Annotated in this window: 13 protein-coding genes; 7 read left to right on the top strand and 6 right to left on the bottom strand. The window is 67.5% G+C overall.

Translation table 11 applies throughout. The features are described 5' to 3' along the window. The first annotated feature begins 146 nt into the window (after positions 1-146). The gene (gene recA, locus D2K64_RS07225) at positions 147-1,184 is read left to right on the top strand and encodes a recombinase RecA (RefSeq protein WP_120007544.1); all 1,038 of its coding nucleotides are present in this window, start codon (positions 147-149) and stop codon (positions 1,182-1,184) included. 84 nt (positions 1,185-1,268) lie between these two features. On the opposite strand, the gene D2K64_RS07230 is transcribed toward recA, so the two are convergent. The 3 genes from D2K64_RS07230 to D2K64_RS07240 all read right to left on the bottom strand — a co-directional run bounded on the left by D2K64_RS07230 (position 1,269) and on the right by D2K64_RS07240 (position 4,074). Further along, entirely contained in the window at positions 1,269-2,246 is a 978-nt protein-coding gene (locus D2K64_RS07230; RefSeq protein WP_120007545.1) for an RluA family pseudouridine synthase, read from the bottom strand. A gap of 68 nt (positions 2,247-2,314) precedes the next feature. Next, positions 2,315-2,701 (bottom strand): fluoride efflux transporter FluC, encoded by a 387-nt coding sequence (locus D2K64_RS07235; protein ID WP_120007546.1) that lies wholly within the window; start codon positions 2,699-2,701, stop codon positions 2,315-2,317. Then, positions 2,698-4,074, bottom strand: coding sequence for a replication-associated recombination protein A (locus tag D2K64_RS07240; RefSeq protein WP_120007547.1), 1,377 nt, complete (start codon positions 4,072-4,074; stop codon positions 2,698-2,700). The genes D2K64_RS07235 and D2K64_RS07240 overlap by 4 nt, the downstream gene beginning before the upstream one ends. A gap of 144 nt (positions 4,075-4,218) precedes the next feature. On the opposite strand from D2K64_RS07240, the gene alaS reads away from it, so the two are divergent. Continuing rightward, the gene (alaS, locus tag D2K64_RS07245) at positions 4,219-6,864 is read left to right on the top strand and encodes an alanine--tRNA ligase (RefSeq protein ID WP_120007548.1); all 2,646 of its coding nucleotides are present in this window, start codon (positions 4,219-4,221) and stop codon (positions 6,862-6,864) included. A 48-nt stretch (positions 6,865-6,912) separates the two neighbouring features. On the opposite strand, the gene D2K64_RS07250 is transcribed toward alaS, so the two are convergent. Further along, complete coding sequence (locus tag D2K64_RS07250; protein WP_157985754.1) at positions 6,913-9,237, bottom strand: glycosyltransferase family 4 protein; 2,325 nt, start codon at positions 9,235-9,237, stop codon at positions 6,913-6,915. Between the two features lie 51 nt (positions 9,238-9,288). Continuing rightward, positions 9,289-10,044 carry a tRNA1(Val) (adenine(37)-N6)-methyltransferase gene (locus tag D2K64_RS07255; RefSeq protein WP_120007550.1) on the bottom strand — a complete coding sequence of 252 codons (756 nt, stop codon included), beginning with the start codon at positions 10,042-10,044 and terminating at the stop codon, positions 9,289-9,291. A 286-nt stretch (positions 10,045-10,330) separates the two neighbouring features. Here D2K64_RS07255 and D2K64_RS07260 point away from each other — a divergent pair, with 286 nt between their 5' ends. Continuing rightward, positions 10,331-11,266, top strand: coding sequence for a polyprenyl synthetase family protein (locus tag D2K64_RS07260; protein ID WP_120007668.1), 936 nt, complete (start codon positions 10,331-10,333; stop codon positions 11,264-11,266). A 53-nt stretch (positions 11,267-11,319) separates the two neighbouring features. Here the strand turns inward: D2K64_RS07260 and recQ are convergent, their stop codons facing one another. Beyond that, complete coding sequence (gene recQ / locus D2K64_RS07265; protein WP_120007551.1) at positions 11,320-13,134, bottom strand: DNA helicase RecQ; 1,815 nt, start codon at positions 13,132-13,134, stop codon at positions 11,320-11,322. A 534-nt stretch (positions 13,135-13,668) separates the two neighbouring features. Between recQ and D2K64_RS07270 the strand changes: the two genes are divergently transcribed. The 4 genes from D2K64_RS07270 to D2K64_RS07285 all read left to right on the top strand — a co-directional run bounded on the left by D2K64_RS07270 (position 13,669) and on the right by D2K64_RS07285 (position 17,739). Continuing rightward, entirely contained in the window at positions 13,669-14,070 is a 402-nt protein-coding gene (locus D2K64_RS07270; RefSeq protein ID WP_120007552.1) for a MarR family transcriptional regulator, read from the top strand. 167 nt (positions 14,071-14,237) lie between these two features. Beyond that, positions 14,238-16,586, top strand: a complete 2,349-nt coding sequence (locus D2K64_RS07275; protein WP_120007553.1) for a xanthine dehydrogenase family protein molybdopterin-binding subunit — start codon at positions 14,238-14,240, stop codon at positions 16,584-16,586. A 22-nt stretch (positions 16,587-16,608) separates the two neighbouring features. Then, on the top strand, positions 16,609-17,073 hold the full coding sequence (locus D2K64_RS07280) for a GlcG/HbpS family heme-binding protein (protein ID WP_120007554.1): 465 nt from the start codon (positions 16,609-16,611) through the stop codon (positions 17,071-17,073). Between the two features lie 87 nt (positions 17,074-17,160). After that, positions 17,161-17,739, top strand: a complete 579-nt coding sequence (locus D2K64_RS07285) for a YqaA family protein (protein WP_120007555.1) — start codon at positions 17,161-17,163, stop codon at positions 17,737-17,739. Positions 17,740-17,773 lie beyond the last annotated feature (34 nt).

A 17,773-nucleotide genomic window follows, 5' to 3' on the forward strand; every position in this document is an offset into this window, starting at 1 on the left:
CACCTTTCATGAGGCTGGGAAAGGCCTGCTTGTCGCGATAATGTGATCAGGGCGAAACGGGTTGGCGTTTTCGGCATTGCGCAACGGGCTGCCAGTCGGTGGCGGCCGCGCAGCACCGGCGCCTTTGGGCATTAGGGGATTCCAGAATGGACAAGAACAAGGCGCTCGACGCCGCGCTGAGCCAGATCGAAAGGGCCTTCGGCAAGGGCTCGATCATGCGCATGGGTGCCAAACAGCAGTCGGACGAGGTGGAAGTTGTTCCCACCGGGTCGCTCGGCCTCGATCTGGCGCTGGGCATCGGCGGATTGCCGAAGGGCCGCATCGTCGAGATCTACGGGCCGGAAAGCTCGGGCAAGACGACGCTGGCGCTGCATGCCATTGCGGAGGCACAGAAGCGTGGCGGCACCTGCGCCTTCGTCGATGCCGAGCATGCGCTTGACCCGGGCTATGCGCGCAAGCTCGGCGTGGATGTCGATAACCTGCTGATCTCGCAGCCGGATGCCGGCGAGCAGGCGCTGGAGATCGCCGACACGCTGGTGCGCTCCGGCGCGGTGGATGTGCTGGTGGTTGATTCGGTGGCGGCCCTGGTGCCGCGCGCCGAGTTGGAAGGCGAGATGGGCGACAGCCATGTGGGCCTGCACGCCCGCCTGATGTCGCAGGCGCTGCGCAAGCTGACGGGTTCGGTGTCCCGCTCCAACACGCTGCTGATCTTCTTGAACCAGATCCGGCTCAAGATCGGCGTGATGTTCGGTAATCCGGAAACCACCACCGGCGGCAATGCCCTGAAGTTCTATGCGTCCTGCCGCCTGGAGATCCGCCGCATCGGTCAGATCAAGGACCGCGAGGAGGTCACCGGCAACCAGACCCGCGTGAAGGTGGTGAAGAACAAGATGGCCCCGCCGTTCCGGCAGGTCGAGTTCGACATCATGTATGGCGAGGGTGTGTCCAAGGTCGGCGAGTTGATCGATCTCGGCGTCAAGGCCGGCGTGGTGGAGAAGTCGGGTGCCTGGTTCTCCTGCGACAGCCAGCGCATTGGTCAGGGACGGGAGAACGCCAAGCAGTTCCTGCGCGACAATCCGTCCATGGCGGACAGCATCGAGCAGCGCATCCGGGCCCAGTCCGGCATCGTCACCAACAGCATGATGACGACCCCGGACAGCGAAGAGGCTGCGGCGGCCGAGTAGCTCTCACGTAAAGGAGCGCCCCACCGGGCGACCCATGGAAAGGTGCCGGCCGCGAGGCCGGCACCTTTTTTGTTTTCTTCCGCCTCAGGGCTGCCGGCGGGGCGGCGGGCTGCGCGGCTTTTCGAAGCCGAGGAACGTGAAGCTTTCCAGCATGTGTGGCGGCAAGGGCGCCGTGACCTCCAGGCTGCCGCCCTCCGGATGCGGAACACGGATCGACCGCGCATGCAGGTGCAGCGCGTGCGACATGCCCTCCAGGTGAGCGGCCTGGCCGCCATACTTGCCGTCGCCCAGGATCGGACATTCCAGCGCCGAGGCACAATGCACGCGCAGCTGGTGCGTCCGTCCCGTGAGCGGCTTCAGCTCCAGCCAGGTGGCATGGCGCCGCGCCACGTCGACCGTGTTGAACTCGGTGATGGCATGGGCGCCGTCGCGGCCCTCGGCGGGCACGATGCGCTCGCCGCGCGGGCCGCCCTGCTTGGCCAGCCGCATGTCGATGCGCCCGCCCTGGAACTGCGGCTGGCCGACCACCACAGCCCAGTAGGTCTTCTCGGCATCGCGTCCGCGGAACGCGGAAGCCAGGCGGCTGGCGGCCCGTGCGTTGCGCGCCAGCAGCAGCACGCCCGAGGTGTCGCGATCCAGGCGGTGCACCAGCTTGGGCCGGTCCTCCGCCTCGAAGCGCAACGCGTCCAGCATGCCATCCAGGTGCTTGCGGATGTTGGGACCGCCCTGCACCGGAAGACCATGCGGCTTGTTCAGCGCGATCACGTCGTCGTCGCGGTACAGAACCATCTTCTCCAGGGCGCGCGCATCTTCCTCCGACACCTGTCGGTCGCGCAGATTGGGCTCCGGCGCCGGTCCCTCGGGCAAGGGAGGGATGCGGACTTCCTGGCCGCGCTCCAGCCGGGTGCTGGCTTCGGCGCGCTTGCCATCCACGCGGATTTGGCCGGTGCGCAGCATCTTCTGCAGGGCACCCTGCGTCACCTGGGGAAAGTGCCGCCGGAACCAGCGGTCCAGCCGGGACTCGGAGTCGGCAGCATGAACCGTGCGGTGCTGAATGGTCATGGCACTCTCGTTATCGCGTCAAAAGGTCTTTTTAGCAGAGCGCGCCCGGGGACTCACCTGCCGCTCGGCTACAAGCGCTGCCCCAGCCAGAAGCATGCGGCAAAGGCGCCCAGGCCGAACAACAGCGTCGCGCACAGATAGACCAGAGCCGTCAGGAGAGAACGCTGTGCCAGCAGCCCCACATCCAGGGAAAAGGCGGAAAAGGTGGTGAAGCCGCCCAGCAGCCCGGTGATGAGCAATAGGCGCGCCTCGCCCGGCATCGGCATGCCACTAGCTATCAGGCCGCCGATCAGCCCGATGACGGCGCTGCCGATCACGTTCACCGCCAGCGTGCCCCAGGGAAGCACCGTTCCGAACCGTGCCAGGCACCAGATGCCGAGGCTGTAACGCAACACAGAACCGGCGGCACCGCCCGCCGCAACAAGCGCTAGGAGTTGGGGGGCGAAGGGGCTCATCCGCCTGCGGGCCGCCGGGGACCGCGAGAGGCGCGGCTGGCCCGGAGCTCCGCCCAGCGCTGCAGCCGCTCCAGGATCTGCGCCTCGCGGCCCCGCCCAGCCGGGCGGTAGAAGGCGTGCCGCTCCATGGCGTCCGGAAAGTAGTTCTGGCCGCTGAAGGCGTCCTCCGCGTCATGGTCGTAGTCGTAGCCCCGGCCATAGCCGAGCTGCTTCATCAGCTTAGTCGGGGCGTTGAGGATGTGGGCGGGCGGCATCAGGCTGCCCGTTTCCTTCGCGGCGCGGCGCGCCTCGTTATAGGCGACGTACACGGCGTTCGATTTGGGCGCCGTGCCGAGATGCACCACCAGCTGTGCCAGGGCGAGCTCTCCTTCGGGTGTGCCGAGCCGTTCAAAGGTTTCCCATGCGGCAATGGCAGCGGGAAGGGCGGTCGGGTCGGCCAGACCCACATCCTCGGCCGCGAAGCGTGTCAATCGCCGGGCGATGTAGCGCGGGTCCTCGCCGCCCTCGAGCATGCGGGCGAACCAGTACAGGGCGGCATCGGGGTCGCTGCCGCGCAACGATTTATGCAGGGCCGAGATCAGGTTGTAGTGTTCCTCCCGGTCCTTGTCGTACAGCGCCGCCCGCTTGGCCAGCAGCACCGACAGGCCGGCGGGATCGAGCGGCCCGGTGTTCTCCGGCAGGGCCAGAAGCTGCTCGGCCATGTTCAGGATGTAGCGGCCGTCGCCATTGGCCATGGCGCGCAGCACGTCCCGCGCCGGGCCATCCACCGGCAGGGCCCGGCCGGCCTCGGCCTCGGCGCGCGTCAGCAACAATTCGAGCGCCGGGTCGTCCAGCCGCTTCAGCACCATCACCTGGCAGCGGGACAGCAGCGCGCCGTTCAGCGCGAAGGACGGGTTCTCGGTGGTGGCGCCCACGAGCACCACGGTGCCATCCTCCACCACCGGCAGGAAGCCGTCCTGCTGCGCCCGGTTGAAGCGGTGGATCTCGTCCACGAATAACAGCGTGCCCTGGCCGTTCGAGCGCCTGGCACGCGCCTCGTCGAACACGCGCTTCAGGTCCGCCACGCCGGAGAACACGGCGGACAGCGGTGCGAAACGCAGCGCGGCCGCTTCCGCCAGCAGGCGGGCGATCGTGGTCTTGCCGACACCCGGCGGGCCCCACAGGATCAGCGAGGCCAGGGCGCCGCGTTCCAGCATGCGGCTGACGGTGCCCTGCGGGCCCAGCAGGTGATCCTGGCCCACCACCTCCGATAGGGTTGCCGGCCGCAGGCGATCGGCCAGCGGGCGAACTGCGGCGGCTACTGGCCCGTCCGTCTCCGGCGGTGCCGTGGCGGCGAACAGGTCGGCGGTGGGGGTGGCTTTGCGCGGCGGCATGCCGCCACTATAGGGCTGGATCCCCGGACCCTGCACCTGTGCGCTGCCAGCCAGGGCCCGGCCGGCGGGACTTCCCACTCCCCGGCGGGCGCGCTACGTCATCGGCCAACCTTTTTCGCCGGCTCCAGGGCAGAACAGCGGACGATGACCAGCAGCAACGACATCCGGGCCACCTTCCTCGATTACTTCGCCCGCAATGGCCATACGGTGGTGGAATCCTCGCCCCTGGTGCCGCGCAACGATCCCACGCTGATGTTCACCAACAGCGGCATGGTGCAGTTCAAGAACGTCTTCACCGGGCAGGAGAGGCGTCCCTATTCCCGCGCCACCACCGCCCAGAAATCGGTGCGTGCCGGCGGCAAGCACAATGACCTGGACAATGTCGGCTACACCGCCCGGCACCATACCTTCTTCGAGATGCTGGGGAATTTCTCCTTCGGAGACTACTTCAAGGAACAGGCGATCGAGCACGCCTGGACGCTTCTGACCAAGGATTTCTCCCTGCCCAAGGAGAAGCTGCTGGTCACCGTGTTCTCCGAGGATGAGGACGCCGCCACCCTGTGGCGGAAGATCGCCGGACTGCCGGATGAGCGGATCATCCGCATCGCCACCAGCGACAATTTCTGGCGGATGGGCGACACCGGCCCCTGCGGCCCGTGTTCCGAGATCTTCTACGACCATGGCGCGTCGATCCCGGGCGGCCCCCCGGGTTCCCCAGACGAGGATGGCGACCGCTTCATCGAGATCTGGAACCTCGTGTTCATGCAGTATCTCGAGGAGCCGGCCGGCAACCGCAATCCGCTGCCGCGCCCATCGATCGACACCGGCATGGGGCTGGAGCGCTTCGCCGCCATTCTGCAAGGCAAGCACGACAACTACGACATCGACACCTTCCGCGCATTGATCCTGGCCTCGGCCGAGGCAACGGGGCAGGCGCCGGACGGGCCGTTCAAGGTGAGCCACCGTGTCGTCGCCGACCACCTGCGCTCGGGCGCCTTCCTGATCGCCGACGGCGTCATGCCCTCCAACGAGGGCCGCGGCTACGTGCTGCGCCGGATCCTGCGGCGGGCCATGCGCCACGCCCACATGATGGGCGCGCGGGAGCCGCTGCTGTACCGCCTGTTGCCGGCCCTGATCCGGCAGATGGGAGCCGCCTACCCCGAACTGGTGCGCGCCGAGGGGCTGATCTCGGAAACGCTGAAACTGGAGGAAACCCGCTTCCGCTCGCTGCTCGAGCGCGGCCTCGGCCTGCTGGCGGAGGAAAGCGCGAAGCTGGGAGACAAGGGCACGCTGCCCGGTGACGTTGCCTTCCGCCTTTACGACACCTACGGATTTCCGGTGGACCTGACGCAGGATGCCCTGCGCGGCGAAGGCAAGGCGGTGGATCTGGCGGGTTTCGAGGCCGCCATGGCGGAGCAGAAGAAGCGCGCCCGCGCCGCCTGGGCCGGAACCGGAGAAGCCGCCACCGAGACGCTGTGGTTCGACCTCAAGGACCGCCTCGGCGCCACCGAGTTCCTCGGCTATTCGACCGAAAGCGCGGAAGGCGAGATCCTGGCCGTCATCGCCGGCGGCGCGGAGGTGGAGAAGGCCGGCCCCGGCACGGAAGTGGCCGTGGTGCTGAACCAGACCCCTTTCTACGCGGAGAGCGGCGGCCAGGTGGGCGACACCGGCAGCATCACGGCGGGGGATGGCCTGCGGATCGTCGTGCGCGACACGCAGAAGAAGCTCGGGCTGTTCGTGCATCTCGGCACGGTGGAGGCGGGGGAGGCGGCACCGGGCAAGGCGGTGCTGGCGGAGCTCGACCACACCCGCCGCGGCGCCATCCGCGCCCACCATTCCGCCACCCACCTGCTGCACGAGGCGCTGCGCCGCCGGCTCGGCACCCACGTGGCGCAGAAGGGCTCGCTCAACGCGCCGGACCGGCTGCGCTTCGATGTGAGCCAGCCGACGCCGATGGGCCCTGCCGACCTCGCCTGGGTCGAGGCCGAGGTGAATGCCCGCATCCGCGAGAACGCCGAGGTGGTGACGCGGCTGATGACGCCGGAAGCCGCCGTCGAGGCGGGCGCCATGGCGCTGTTCGGCGAGAAGTATGGCGACGAGGTGCGCGTGGTCGGAATGGGGCACGACCCGGCGGCCAACGAGAAGCACGGCGTGTATTCGCTGGAGCTGTGCGGCGGCACGCATGTGCGGCGCACCGGAGATATCGGCCTGTTCAAGATCGTGTCCGAAAGCGCCGTCTCGGCTGGCGTGCGGCGCGTGGAGGCGGTCACCGGCGCCGCGGCCCTGGCGCTGCTGGACGGGGAGCAGCGCCTGCTGCGCGACAGTGCCGCGGCGCTGAAGGTGACCCCCTCCGAACTGCCGGCACGGGTCGCCTCCCTGCTGGAGGAACGCCGCAAGCTGGAGCGCGATCTGGCGGACCTGCGCAAGCAGCTCGCCACCGGTGGCGGCGATTCGGCGATCGAGGAGGTGGGCGGGCTGCGCTTCTCGGGACGCAACCTGGGGGATGTGCCGCCGCGCGACCTGAAGGGCATCGCCGATGCCATCCTGAAGGGCGGCGGCGCCGATGTCGTGGCGCTGCTTTCCACGGCGGAAGGCAAGGCCAGCATCGTGGTCGGCGTCGCCGAAGCGGCGAAGGGCCGGGCCGATGCCGTGGCGCTGGTCCGCTCCGGCAGCGCGGCGGTCGGCGGCAAGGGCGGCGGCGGCCGCCCCGACATGGCGCAGGCTGGCGGTCCCGAGGCTGACAGGGCTGCCGAGGCCCTGGCCGCCATTCGATCCGCGCTGGCCGGATGAGGCGCGGCGGATCCCGGATAACGGGATCCGCCAGGCCGGTGTTCCGGCCTAGACGGCAGGTCCTTGGTAGAATCCCTGCTGTTCCAGGAAGTCCAGGCGCGCGGCGTGATCGTCCAGCCGACAGATCATGAAGCCGCGCACGCCGACGCCGATCCGGCGTGGATCGGGAAGCCCCAGCACGCCGAGATCGACACCATTGCCGTTCTCCAGCTCCACTTCCAGAACAGTGGCATCGCCCAGCGGCGGCAGGTCGAGCATGAAGGTGCGGTCGGTGGTGGCGTCCATCGGCAATTCGTAATGCGCGCCCCGCCCGCCCTGCGTGCCGCAGCGGACCGGCAAGGTGGTCGCGACGGGCGGTGAGCGGAGCTGCAGGTAAAGGCGCAGGCCGTTGCCGTCGGAGGACAATGGCAGCGGAATGCGCAGGATCGCCGTGCCGCTGCGGCACCAGACGCCCCAATCCTCCGCGGGGTGCCAGCTCAGGCCATCCCGCACCGCCTCAGCCAGCGCCACCGCCATGTCGGGCTTGGTGCGCAGAAAGCGGCGCGTCTGATAATGCTTGCCGAAGCGGATCGCCTTGCGCTCGGCCAGACCGCGGGCGGGAAGCCTGGCCAGTTCCAGCACCGCGCCGAGGGTCTGGTCCTTGACGGCGCTCCAGCTGCGCGGGCGTCCTTTTTCGCGCACCACGGCTTCCTGCTGCCGGCGGGCATCGGCGTCGAAGATCAGCTGCTCCAGCTTCTGCTGGAGGTCCGGCTGGCTTTGCGGGGTGAAGTAGAGGGCCGCCTCGCCGCCCGCCTCGACCAGTGCGGAATGGCGCGCGGTCAGCACGATCTTGCCATGCGCCAGGGCTTCGGTGATCGGCAATCCCCAGCCTTCGTAATGGCTGTTGTACACGGTGAATTGGCAGCGGTCGTACAGCGCATCCAGCTCCTGATCCGAGATGCGCGACAACAGCACCACATGGCGCTGCAGTTCCGGCGCGTGCTGCAGCAGGCTCAGCGCCGCCTCGGAGTGCCAGCCCGCCTTGCCAACGCAGACCAGGCGCGGGATGCGCTGCGCGCCATGTCGGCGCAGCAATTGCAGCCAGGCCTGGAAGACCAGCAGGTGGTCCTTGCGGCTCTCGATCGTCGCCACGAACAGGGCGAAGGGCTCGCCGCTCCGCAACGTCTTCAGCGCGTCGAGGGTAGCGTCCCCGGACGGAACGGCCACGCTGCGCGGATCGGCGTCGAGCCGGATCACATGACCCGGCAGTTCGACTTCCGGCAGCAGAACGTTCAGCTGCTGCCGCACGTCGCGCATCGTGTTCTCGGAATTGCACAGGATGCCGTGCGCGTGCAGACCCAGCGCCGCGAACCAGCGGGCGTAATCCTGCACCATGGTCAGCAGGCAATGCTCGGGCACCACCAGCGGGACGCAGTCGTGGACAAACGGAATGTAGCGGACGTTGTGGCTCCGCTGCACTGCCCGCAGCGCGCGGAAGTAATCGGGGAAGCCCCAGGAATTGCCGAGGTTCACCAACACGGCATCCTGGCGGAACGCGAAGCCCGGTGCCGCCGCCACGCGTTGCCGCAGGCTGTCGCGCGTCAGGACCCAGGCCGGCTCCTCCGTATCGGAGCCGGTGGCGGCCAACTGCGTCAGATAGGTGAAGCCGGCGCTGTCCACCTCGTGCCAGGCGAGGTCCGACGCATCATAGGCCGCGAAGCACAGATCCAGCTCGGCCAGGGCGGGCTCAGCCATCGCACGGCTGACGATCCCCATCTGCACCCGTTGAATGCCGGTCGGTGTCCGCGCGCCGTTGAAGTAGTCCAGCAGGTCGGTGACATCGAGCACCATCTGCAGGGCCGTCGATGATGGGCCCGCCCGCTCCGGCCCGCCAGCGAACGCCGGCGACAGCACGGGAAGCTGACTCTCGGGCCGCGCGGCAGGTGCCTCTGCCGGGATGTCCTCCCTTGTGTCAGGCGCGGGAGACGCCCGCACGAGCCATTCCGAGGTGGCCGAGGCTTCCCGTTGCGCATCGCCGTTCTCGGGGCCGAGCGAGAACGCCCTCGCATAGGCCAGGGCCGCCTTCTGCCGGTCGCCTAGCAGCTTATGGGCGTGGCCGATCTGCACCTGGAGGTCGGAGTCATCCGGCGCGAAGTTCTCGGCCGCCCGATACCGCGCCAGGGCTTCCGCCACCCTGCCGGATTCCTTGAGGCAGTGGCCTTCCTGAACCATCAGGGCCCAGGATTCGGGCCACAGGCTGATGATCTTCGCGTAAAGTTCGGCCGCCTCGGTCCAGCGGCCTTCGCCGCGCCGCGCGTCGGCGTCGCGAAGCAGGGCTTCGGCATCCTCCGCATGATCCTGGCTGTGGAAGTCGGCGGCGGCGTCTTGGCTCATGATGCGCAATTGGTAATGGAGCCAGACTGCCAGAGCAATTGCTTAAAGGTTTCACGGCCAGGACAGGGGGGCACCCTCTTCCAACACCTGCCGGACCGGCTCGGTCCACCCGGCCAGGTCGTGCAGCACGAGGCCCGGCGCGAGCGTGTCAGGCGAACGGGCCTCCCGCCGGCCCTGAAGGATTACGCGCTTGGCGGGCATGCCGGCCCGGGGCCAGAGCGGCAGCAGCGACACGGCGCCGCAGCGTGCCTGGCGCAGCGCCGCGCTGCCTTCCGAATGGCGTCCGGCCGGAAGCACCAAGGTCACCGTTCCGCGCCGGCGCAGCGGGCGCGACAGCGCGCCGGCCCAGACATCCAGCCCGGGTCCCTGGAGATGGTGGGTCGCCGCCGCCCGCAGTCCCGCCGGCGGTGGCGTGCCGTCCGGCCAGAAGGGTGGATTGGCACAGGCGTGGTCGATGCTTCCATTCGCCGCCAGCACCGCCGGATCGGCCACATCGCCTTGCAGCACCGTCACCCGGTCGGCCCAGCCATTGAGGGCGGCGTTCTGCCGCGCCAAATCCGCCAGTGCCGGATCCTGTTCGATGGCAATGATCCGGAGGTCCGGCACCCTGGCCAGCAGACACAGAAAGACGGCGCCGCTGCCGCATCCTGCTTCCAGAACAAGCTCCCCCGGCTGCGCCGGAATGGCCGCCGCCAGCAACACGGCGTCGAGCCCCGCGCGCAGGCCGTGGCGCATCTGCCGAAGCTGCACGCGGCCCTTCAGCAGATGGTCATGAGTCAGGAGCGGAGCGGAGGCTTCGGTCACCATGATGCCTGCAGAAGGGATGCGGTGGTGAAAGGGTATCGCATATCCGCCTTGATGTGCCGTGTCCCGGGGCCACTCTCAACCTCGGAGATGAGCGCGACGGAGGGCTCCGGCGCGCTGCCTTGCTGGCGTACCCTTGGGCCAGTATGGTGAGGCCCGCAGCTACGAGGTTGATGGACGCGTGATTTCTTCTGCCGCGCAGGGGCATCTGGAGCCAGGTGGCCCATCCGACGCGCTTCCGGATGCCGAGGATGCCCTGACCACACTGGTCCGGCTCGTCCAGGATGACATGTCCGCCTGCAACCAGCTGATCATCGACCGGATGCAGAGCCCGGTTCAGCTGATCCCGCAGCTGGCGGCCCATCTGATCGCAGCCGGCGGCAAGCGGTTGCGGCCGATGCTGACGTTGTCGGCGGCACGGCTGTGCGGCTACCAGGGCGAACGGCATATTGGATTGGCCGCCTGCGTCGAGTTCATCCACACCGCGACGCTGCTGCATGACGACGTGGTGGATGAAAGCGAGTTGCGGCGGGGCCAAGCCAGTGCCAACGCGATCTTCGGCAACAAGGCCAGCGTGCTGGTCGGCGATTTTCTGTTCGCGCGAGCCTTCCAGCTGATGGTTGCGGATGGTGCGCCGGAAGTTCTGCGCATCTTGTCCAGCGCCGCCGCCACCATCGTGGAAGGCGAGGTCCTGCAACTGGTGATCCAGAACGACACCGCCTCCACCGAAGCTCAGTACCTGCAGGTTATCGAAGGCAAGACGGCCGCGCTGTTCGCCGCGGCCACACGGGTCGGGGCCGTTGTTGCCGACCGGCCGACACAGCAGGCCGAGGCTCTGGACAGCTACGGTCGGAACCTCGGTATTGCCTTCCAGTTGATCGACGACGCCCTCGATTATTCCGCCGTTCAGGAACAGCTGGGCAAGACCGTCGGCGATGATTTCCGGGAGGGCAAGATCACGCTTCCTGTTCTGCTGGCCTTCGCCCGTGGCGGCGAGGAGGAGAAATCCTTCTGGCGACGCGTTCTGGAGGAGCGTGAGCAGTCGGACGCGGATCTCACTCACGCGTTGCACCTGATGCGCCAGCACGGCGTGATCGAGGAAACCGTGGCGCGGGCACGCCATTACGGCGACCTGGCGCTGCAGAGCCTTGCCGAATTCCCTGATTCGGCCCATCGCCGCGCCTTGCAGGGCATCGTCGAGTTCTGCATCGCGCGCGTGCACTGACACCGGATCGCTGCGGCCCCGGTGTTCCGGATCGGCAGCGAGAACCGCGGTGCCTAGTCGGTGAAGCCTCGGGTAATTTCCAGCACCGCCTGCCCGTAGCGCTCGAGCTTGGTGTTGCCTACACCGGGCACCGTGCTGAGGGCGGCCTGATCCTGCGGTCGCAGCGCGGCAATCTCCGCCAGGGTGCGGTCCTGGAAGATCACATAGGCCGGCACGCCCTGCGCCAATGCGGTACGGCGGCGCCAATCGCGCAGGGCCGTGAAGCACGGGTCTCCAGAGGCTTCCTCGGCCGGGCGTGAGCGCAGCGCTCCACGCCCGGGCGCGGGGGGCAGCACCAGTTCCTCGCGCAGCATCACCTGCTGCTCGCCCCGCAAGATCGGACGCGCCGCATCCGTCGGCAGCAATTCCCCATGGTTGTCGATCGCCACGTCCAGCGCTCCCTGCGCCACGAGCTGGCGGGCAACGCCGCGCCAGGCGAGTTCCGACAGGTCGCGTCCCACGCCGAAGGTTGGCAACTGGTCATGGCCGAATTGGGTGATCTTCTGCGTCATCTTGCCCTGGAGCACATCCACAACATGACCAAGGCCGAAGCGGCGTCCAGTCCGCAACACGGCTGACAGAAGCTTCTGAGCGGCCACCGTGCCGTCGAACAGCCGCGGCGGCGCCTGACAGATGTCGCAGCGGCCGCATGGCTCCGGAGCGGCCTCCCCGAAGCAGTGCAGCAGGATCTGGCGCCGGCAGGTCGCCGCCTCGGCGATCGCCACCATGGCTTCGAGCCGCTGGCGCTCCACCCGCTTCTGCTCGTCGGGCGCGGTGCTCTCGCCGATCCGGTGGCGGGCCAGGGCGATGTCGCCGGCGCCGTAGAGCAGCAGCGCCTGGGCGGGCAGCCCGTCGCGGCCGGCCCGGCCAATCTCCTGGTACCAGCTCTCCGGGCTGCGGGGCAGATCGGTATGCGCCACATACCGGACATCGGGGCGGTCGATCCCCATGCCGAAGGCAATGGTGGCCGCCATCACCACGGCGTCGCCACGGGCGAAGCGACGATGCGCCTCGCGCTTGTCCCTGGGGTCCAGCCCGGCATGGAACACCAGGGAATCGTGCCCGTCCTGCCGCAGCCAATCCGCCGTCTGCTCCGCCTTGCGGCGCGTTCCGCAGTAGATCAGCCCGGCACCGGTGCCGTCAGACGCATCCTTGATGAAGCGGCGAAGCTGCGAACGCTCCTGCTCCCGCGGGGCGGCGGCGATGTGGATGTTGGGACGGTCGAAGCTGGCGCGGAATAGCGGGCTGTCCTCGAGCCCCAATTGCCGCTGGATGTCCAGCACGGTGCGCTGGTCGGCGGTGGCGGTCAGCGCGAGCCGGGGCACCCGGGGAAAGCGTTCGGCCAGCACCGGAAGGCCGCGATATTCGGGACGGAAATGGTGCCCCCACTGGCTGACGCAATGCGCCTCATCGATCGCGAAGAGCGCGATCCGCATCTCGTCCAGCCGCGCCAGCGTGGCTTCGCTGGTCAGGCGCTCCGGCGACACATAGAGGAGCTTCAGCCGACCGGCATCGAGGCTGCGCCAGATGGAGCGTGCCTCGTCCGGATCGAGTTCCGAATGCAATGCCGCAGCCGGCACGTCCTGCTGCCGGAGCGCGGCGACCTGATCTTCCATGAGTGCGATCAGGGGCGACACCACCACGCCCAGACCCGGGCGGCACAGGGCCGGCACCTGGAAGCACAGGCTCTTGCCGCCGCCTGTCGGCATCAGCACCAGCCCCGAACCGCCGTCCACGAGATGGCGGACCACGTCTTCCTGCAGGCCCCGGAAGCCCGGATGGCCGAAGACGCGGTGCAGAACCTCGAGAGGCTCGCCGAGATCGATCATGAAATCCTGGAGCGTGGGGGAAGGAGGGGAAGCCCGTGCTTAGGCCGCAGCGGGGGGCCGCTGCAAGCCGGGGCGGATAACGATCGCAAAAGCGATGGCCGGGGCTAGCGACCACGGGCGCGATGTTGCACATTCTGTCTGATATCACTGAGGCAGCCGATAGCTTGCTGCCGCGTTTCTTTGCTGGTCAGTTACGATTCGTGGCTCGACAGCTTATTTGATCACATTAACAACGGCACCTAACGCGATGTCCTGACGTGATTCAGGGTCAATGACCTTGAACTTCAGCATGGATGTGCAACCTGCTGAAGGCCTGAGGCTTTCGATCAAGCTAAGGGATCCAGCGGCGCTGCCAATCCGATGCGCCAATGACATCTGATGCACGTCCGAAAAAATAACGCTTTGACATAGAAACCGAGGAGCGTCGTTGTAATTAAGACAATACCAAACTGCTAGCCGATTGGCATGCAGCCATTTTAACGTTTCTGGCGATTGAGCCACCGTTCGAAACGCTCTGTTTGAGGACCCAAGTTTATGCCCGTTCATAATGCTCCCGATCAACTGCTCGGCATCCTGCGTGAAACCATCGTTGCCCTGGTGCGGCGCGATGGTCACGACTTGTCGGCCCGGCAATTGGGAGTGTTCCTCACGGTCTACATGAGTGACGGCCCGCATACCGTGCGCGGACTGGCGGCCGCCCTCAATGTATCCAAACCAGCGATCACCCGCGCCCTGGACCGGTTGGGAGAGCTGGATCTGGCGCGGCGCAAGACCGATCCGCAGGATCGCCGCAGCGTGCTGGTGCAGCGGACCGTCAAGGGCAACGGCTTCCTTCGCGAGGTTCGCGGGATGATGGTGGAAGCGGACAAGACCACCCGGACGCTGGCGCCGTCGGAGCCGGCCAACTCAGAAAATGCCGCCCGCAAAGCCGGCTAGGCGGTCAAATTTACGTGATATGTAATATACAACCTTAGCGAGTGGTGCGAGCAGGTCACTCTCCTCCTGCTCTCATTCTGACGTTCGGATCAGAAGCTGAGGGGGTCGCCTCTCTATTGAGATGCTTCTAGGCTTCTCCGCCCATCGTTTCCCTGCGGAGTGCCGCCATGCCCGACATCATGCCCACGGATCCGACCCGACTGAAATTCGGCATTGGCCAGGCTCTTCCTCGCAACGAAGACCATTTGTTGCTGCAGGGGCGTGGCTCCTACACCGATGATCTTCAGCTGCCCGGTCAGGTTTGGTGCGTGATGGTGCGCAGCCCCTATGCGCATGGCGTGCTGCGCGGCATCGACACGGCGGCTGCCCGCGAGGTGCCGGGCGTGATCGGTGTCTTCACCGCACAGAACCTCGCGGCCGAGGATTACGGCTGCTTCCGGTGCGCCCTGCCGCTCGAGGGCCTGAACAATGTCGAGCGGCCGGCCCTGGCCATCGACAAGGTGCGCTTCGTCGGCGACCCGATCGCCTTCGTGATCGCTGACACCAAGGAAGCAGCACGGGACGGCGCCGAAGCCGTGATCCCCGACATCGATCCATTGCCGGCCGTGACCGAGGCCTCCGCAGCGGCGGCGGCCGACGCGCCGCAACTCTACGACGATGTTCCCGGGAACCAGGTTCTCGATTTCCATTTCGGTGACCGGGACAAGGTCGCCTTCGCCGGAGCCTCCACGACGGTCCGGCTCGAGATGCGGAACAACCGCATCGTGGTTTGCGCCATGGAGCCCCGCAGCGCGATCGCGGAATATGATCCGGCGTCGTCCCGCTACACGCTTCATGTCGGATGCCAGGGGGTGTTCGGCCTGCGCAACCAGATCGCGAAGGACTTGCTGAAGGTCCCGGTCGAGAAGGTCCGCATCCTCACCGGGCATGTCGGCGGCAGCTTCGGCATGAAATCGTCGGCCTATCCGGAATACCTTTGTCTGTTGCACGCAGCCAAGCTGCTGAGGCGTCCCGTGAAGTGGACCGATGAACGCAGTGGCAGCTTCTTATCCGACGCGCATGGCCGTGACCATGAGGTGGTGGGAGAACTCGCGCTCGACGCCCAAGGACACTTCCTGGCGGTGCGGCTGACCTCCTTCGCCAATATGGGCGGCTATCTCGCCAATGTTGGGCCGCTGATGGGCACCATGGGATTCCTGCGCAACGTGCAAAGCAACTACAGCACGCCGCTGGTGGAGATCTCCACGCGCTGCCTGATGACCAACACCACCCCGATCTCGGCCTATCGCGGGGCGGGGCGGCCCGAGGGCAACTACTTCATGGAGCGCCTGATCGAGGCCGCCGCATTGCAGACCGGCATCGATGCCATCGAGCTGCGTCGGCGCAACCACATCCGGCCCGATCAGATGCCGTTCACCGGCGCCGCCGGCACCCAGTACGACAGCGGCGAATTCACCGCGCTGCTGGAGCGCGCCATGGCCGAGGCGGACTGGGACGGCTACGCCGCACGCAAGGCAGCGAGCGAGGCGAAAGGCATGCTGCGCGGACGCGGTGTCGGCAATTTCCTGGAATGCACCGCGCCGCCCTCCAAGGAGATGGGCGGCATCCGCTTCGAGGCGGATGGCGGCGTCACGATCATCACCGGCACGCTGGATTACGGGCAGGGCCACTGGACGCCTTTCGCGCAGGTGCTGCATCAGCAGCTCGGCATCCCGTTCGAGCGGATCCGGCTGCTGCAGGGCGATTCGGACCAGCTGATCGCCGGCGGCGGTACGGGTGGCTCCAAATCCCTGATGGCCTCCGGCGCGGCCATCATCGAGGCCTCGGCCATCGTGGTGGAGAAGGCGCGCCACGCCGCAGCGAACCTTCTGGAAGCCTCGGAGACGGACATCGAGTTCGAGCCGCACGCCGCCGGCGGACCCAGACTGAGCATCGCGGGCACGGATCGCGGCGTTGGCCTGCTGGAACTCGCGGCCCGGCTGCGGGCAGCAAACGGTGCCGCCCCGGGGGAGGCGGAAAGCCTCGACGTGCAGCACATCTTCAACGAAGCGCCGATGGCGTTTCCGAATGGCTGCCACATCGTCGAGCTGGAGATCGATCCCGAAACCGGCGTGGTGTCCATCGACCGCTACACCACGGTCAGTGATTTCGGCACGCTGGTGAACCCGCTGCTGGTGCAGGGCCAGGCCCATGGCGGCGTGGTGCAGGGCATCGGCCAGGCGCTGATGGAGCGCACGTCCTACAGCGAGGATGGCCAGCTGCTGTCCGGCTCCTACAGCGATTACGCGCTCCCGCGCGCCAGCGACGTTCCCAGCATCGGCTTCGCGAGCCATGCCGTTCCCGCCCGCACCAACCCGCTGGGTGCCAAGGGTTGCGGCGAGGCTGGTTGCGCGGGATCCCTGCCGGCAGTGATGAACGCCGTCGTGGATGCGCTTTCGGCCCGCGGCATCCACCACATCGACATGCCGGCCACGCCGGAGGCGATCTGGCACGCCCTGCATCCGCAGGCGGCGTGATCACAACACGGGAAGACGCAACATGCCCCATCCGCCCACCGGCTTTGCTCCGGGGCTCTCACTGGCCTCGGCGCGGGTCATCGCCGATGCCGCGCTGGCCAAAGGCCGCGCCCTGAACCTGGCACCGCTCACCGTCGTCGTGCTGGACCAGGCCGCCCAGCCCAAGCTTGTTCTGCGGGAGGACGGCGCCAGCCTGATGCGGGTCGAGATCGCCACGGGCAAGGCGTTCGGCTGCATGGCATTGGGCTTCGGCGGCCGGGAGATGGCCCGCCGTTCGGCCAAGATGCCGGGCTTCATGAACGCCTTGTCCGATCTTTGCGGGGGCCGTGCCGTTCCGGTTCCCGGCGGGGTGCTGGTGCGCGATGAGCAGGGTGTGGTACTGGGCGCAGTCGGCATCTCCGGCGATGCGTCGGACCAGGATGAGGTCTGCGCCGTCGCCGGGATCGAGGCGGTCGGACTGGCCGCCGATACCGGCGATCCCCAGTAGGCATCACGGTCCCACATTGGCGGGAACAAGCTGAAGCTTCGGCAACGTAGCTTGCGGCACGCAGGTGCAGCATGACATGCCACGGCCATGCTCCGCACCCTGTATGACCGTGTCCTGATCCTGGCGGCACACCGAAGGGCCGGCCTCTGGCTGGCGCTGGTGTCGTTCTTCGAAAGCAGCATCTTCCCGGTGCCGCCCGATGCCATGCTGGTGCCGATGTGCCTGGCTCGGCCTGAGCGGGCTTGGCGCTACGCCGCGATCTGCACCGTAGCGTCCGTCTTCGGCGGCATGGTCGGCTATCTGATCGGCTTCTACCTGTTTGAGGCGGTGGCGCAGCCGATCCTGGCAGCCTATGGTCATGCGGAGGCCCTGGCGAGCTTTCGCGCTTGGTTCGACCGATGGGGCGCCGCGGTGATCCTGATCAAGGGATTGACGCCGATCCCCTACAAGATCGTCACCATCGCGGCGGGCGCTGCGGCATTCGATCCATGGGTCTTCCTGATCACCAGCGCCCTGACACGCGCGGCGCGCTTCTTTCTGCTGGCATTGCTGCTGCGGCGCTTCGGAACGCCCGTGCGGGCCTTCGTCGAACGACGGTTGACGCTGCTGACCAGCGTGATGGCCGCCGCGATCCTCTGTGGCTTCGTGGTGTTGAAGCTGATCTGAACCGGCTCACGGGCATCGGTGCCGCCCGTGAAGG

Origin of the sequence: Teichococcus vastitatis, from assembly GCF_003604215.1 — a bacterium.
Lineage (GTDB): Bacteria > Pseudomonadota > Alphaproteobacteria > Acetobacterales > Acetobacteraceae > Pseudoroseomonas > Pseudoroseomonas vastitatis.

Excerpts from the sequence above, each read along its gene's own strand:
- recA (WP_120007544.1), top strand. The coding sequence starts at position 147 with ATGGACAAGAACAAGGCGCTCGACGCCGCGCTGAGCCAGATCGAAAGG.
- D2K64_RS07230 (WP_120007545.1), bottom strand. The coding sequence starts at position 2,246 with ATGACCATTCAGCACCGCACGGTTCATGCTGCCGACTCCGAGTCCCGG.
- D2K64_RS07235 (WP_120007546.1), bottom strand. The coding sequence starts at position 2,701 with ATGAGCCCCTTCGCCCCCCAACTCCTAGCGCTTGTTGCGGCGGGCGGT.
- D2K64_RS07240 (WP_120007547.1), bottom strand. The coding sequence starts at position 4,074 with ATGCCGCCGCGCAAAGCCACCCCCACCGCCGACCTGTTCGCCGCCACG.
- alaS (WP_120007548.1), top strand. The coding sequence starts at position 4,219 with ATGACCAGCAGCAACGACATCCGGGCCACCTTCCTCGATTACTTCGCC.
- D2K64_RS07250 (WP_157985754.1), bottom strand. The coding sequence starts at position 9,237 with ATGAGCCAAGACGCCGCCGCCGACTTCCACAGCCAGGATCATGCGGAG.
- D2K64_RS07255 (WP_120007550.1), bottom strand. The coding sequence starts at position 10,044 with ATGGTGACCGAAGCCTCCGCTCCGCTCCTGACTCATGACCATCTGCTG.
- D2K64_RS07260 (WP_120007668.1), top strand. The coding sequence starts at position 10,331 with ATGTCCGCCTGCAACCAGCTGATCATCGACCGGATGCAGAGCCCGGTT.
- recQ (WP_120007551.1), bottom strand. The coding sequence starts at position 13,134 with ATGATCGATCTCGGCGAGCCTCTCGAGGTTCTGCACCGCGTCTTCGGC.
- D2K64_RS07270 (WP_120007552.1), top strand. The coding sequence starts at position 13,669 with ATGCCCGTTCATAATGCTCCCGATCAACTGCTCGGCATCCTGCGTGAA.
- D2K64_RS07275 (WP_120007553.1), top strand. The coding sequence starts at position 14,238 with ATGCCCGACATCATGCCCACGGATCCGACCCGACTGAAATTCGGCATT.
- D2K64_RS07280 (WP_120007554.1), top strand. The coding sequence starts at position 16,609 with ATGCCCCATCCGCCCACCGGCTTTGCTCCGGGGCTCTCACTGGCCTCG.
- D2K64_RS07285 (WP_120007555.1), top strand. The coding sequence starts at position 17,161 with ATGCTCCGCACCCTGTATGACCGTGTCCTGATCCTGGCGGCACACCGA.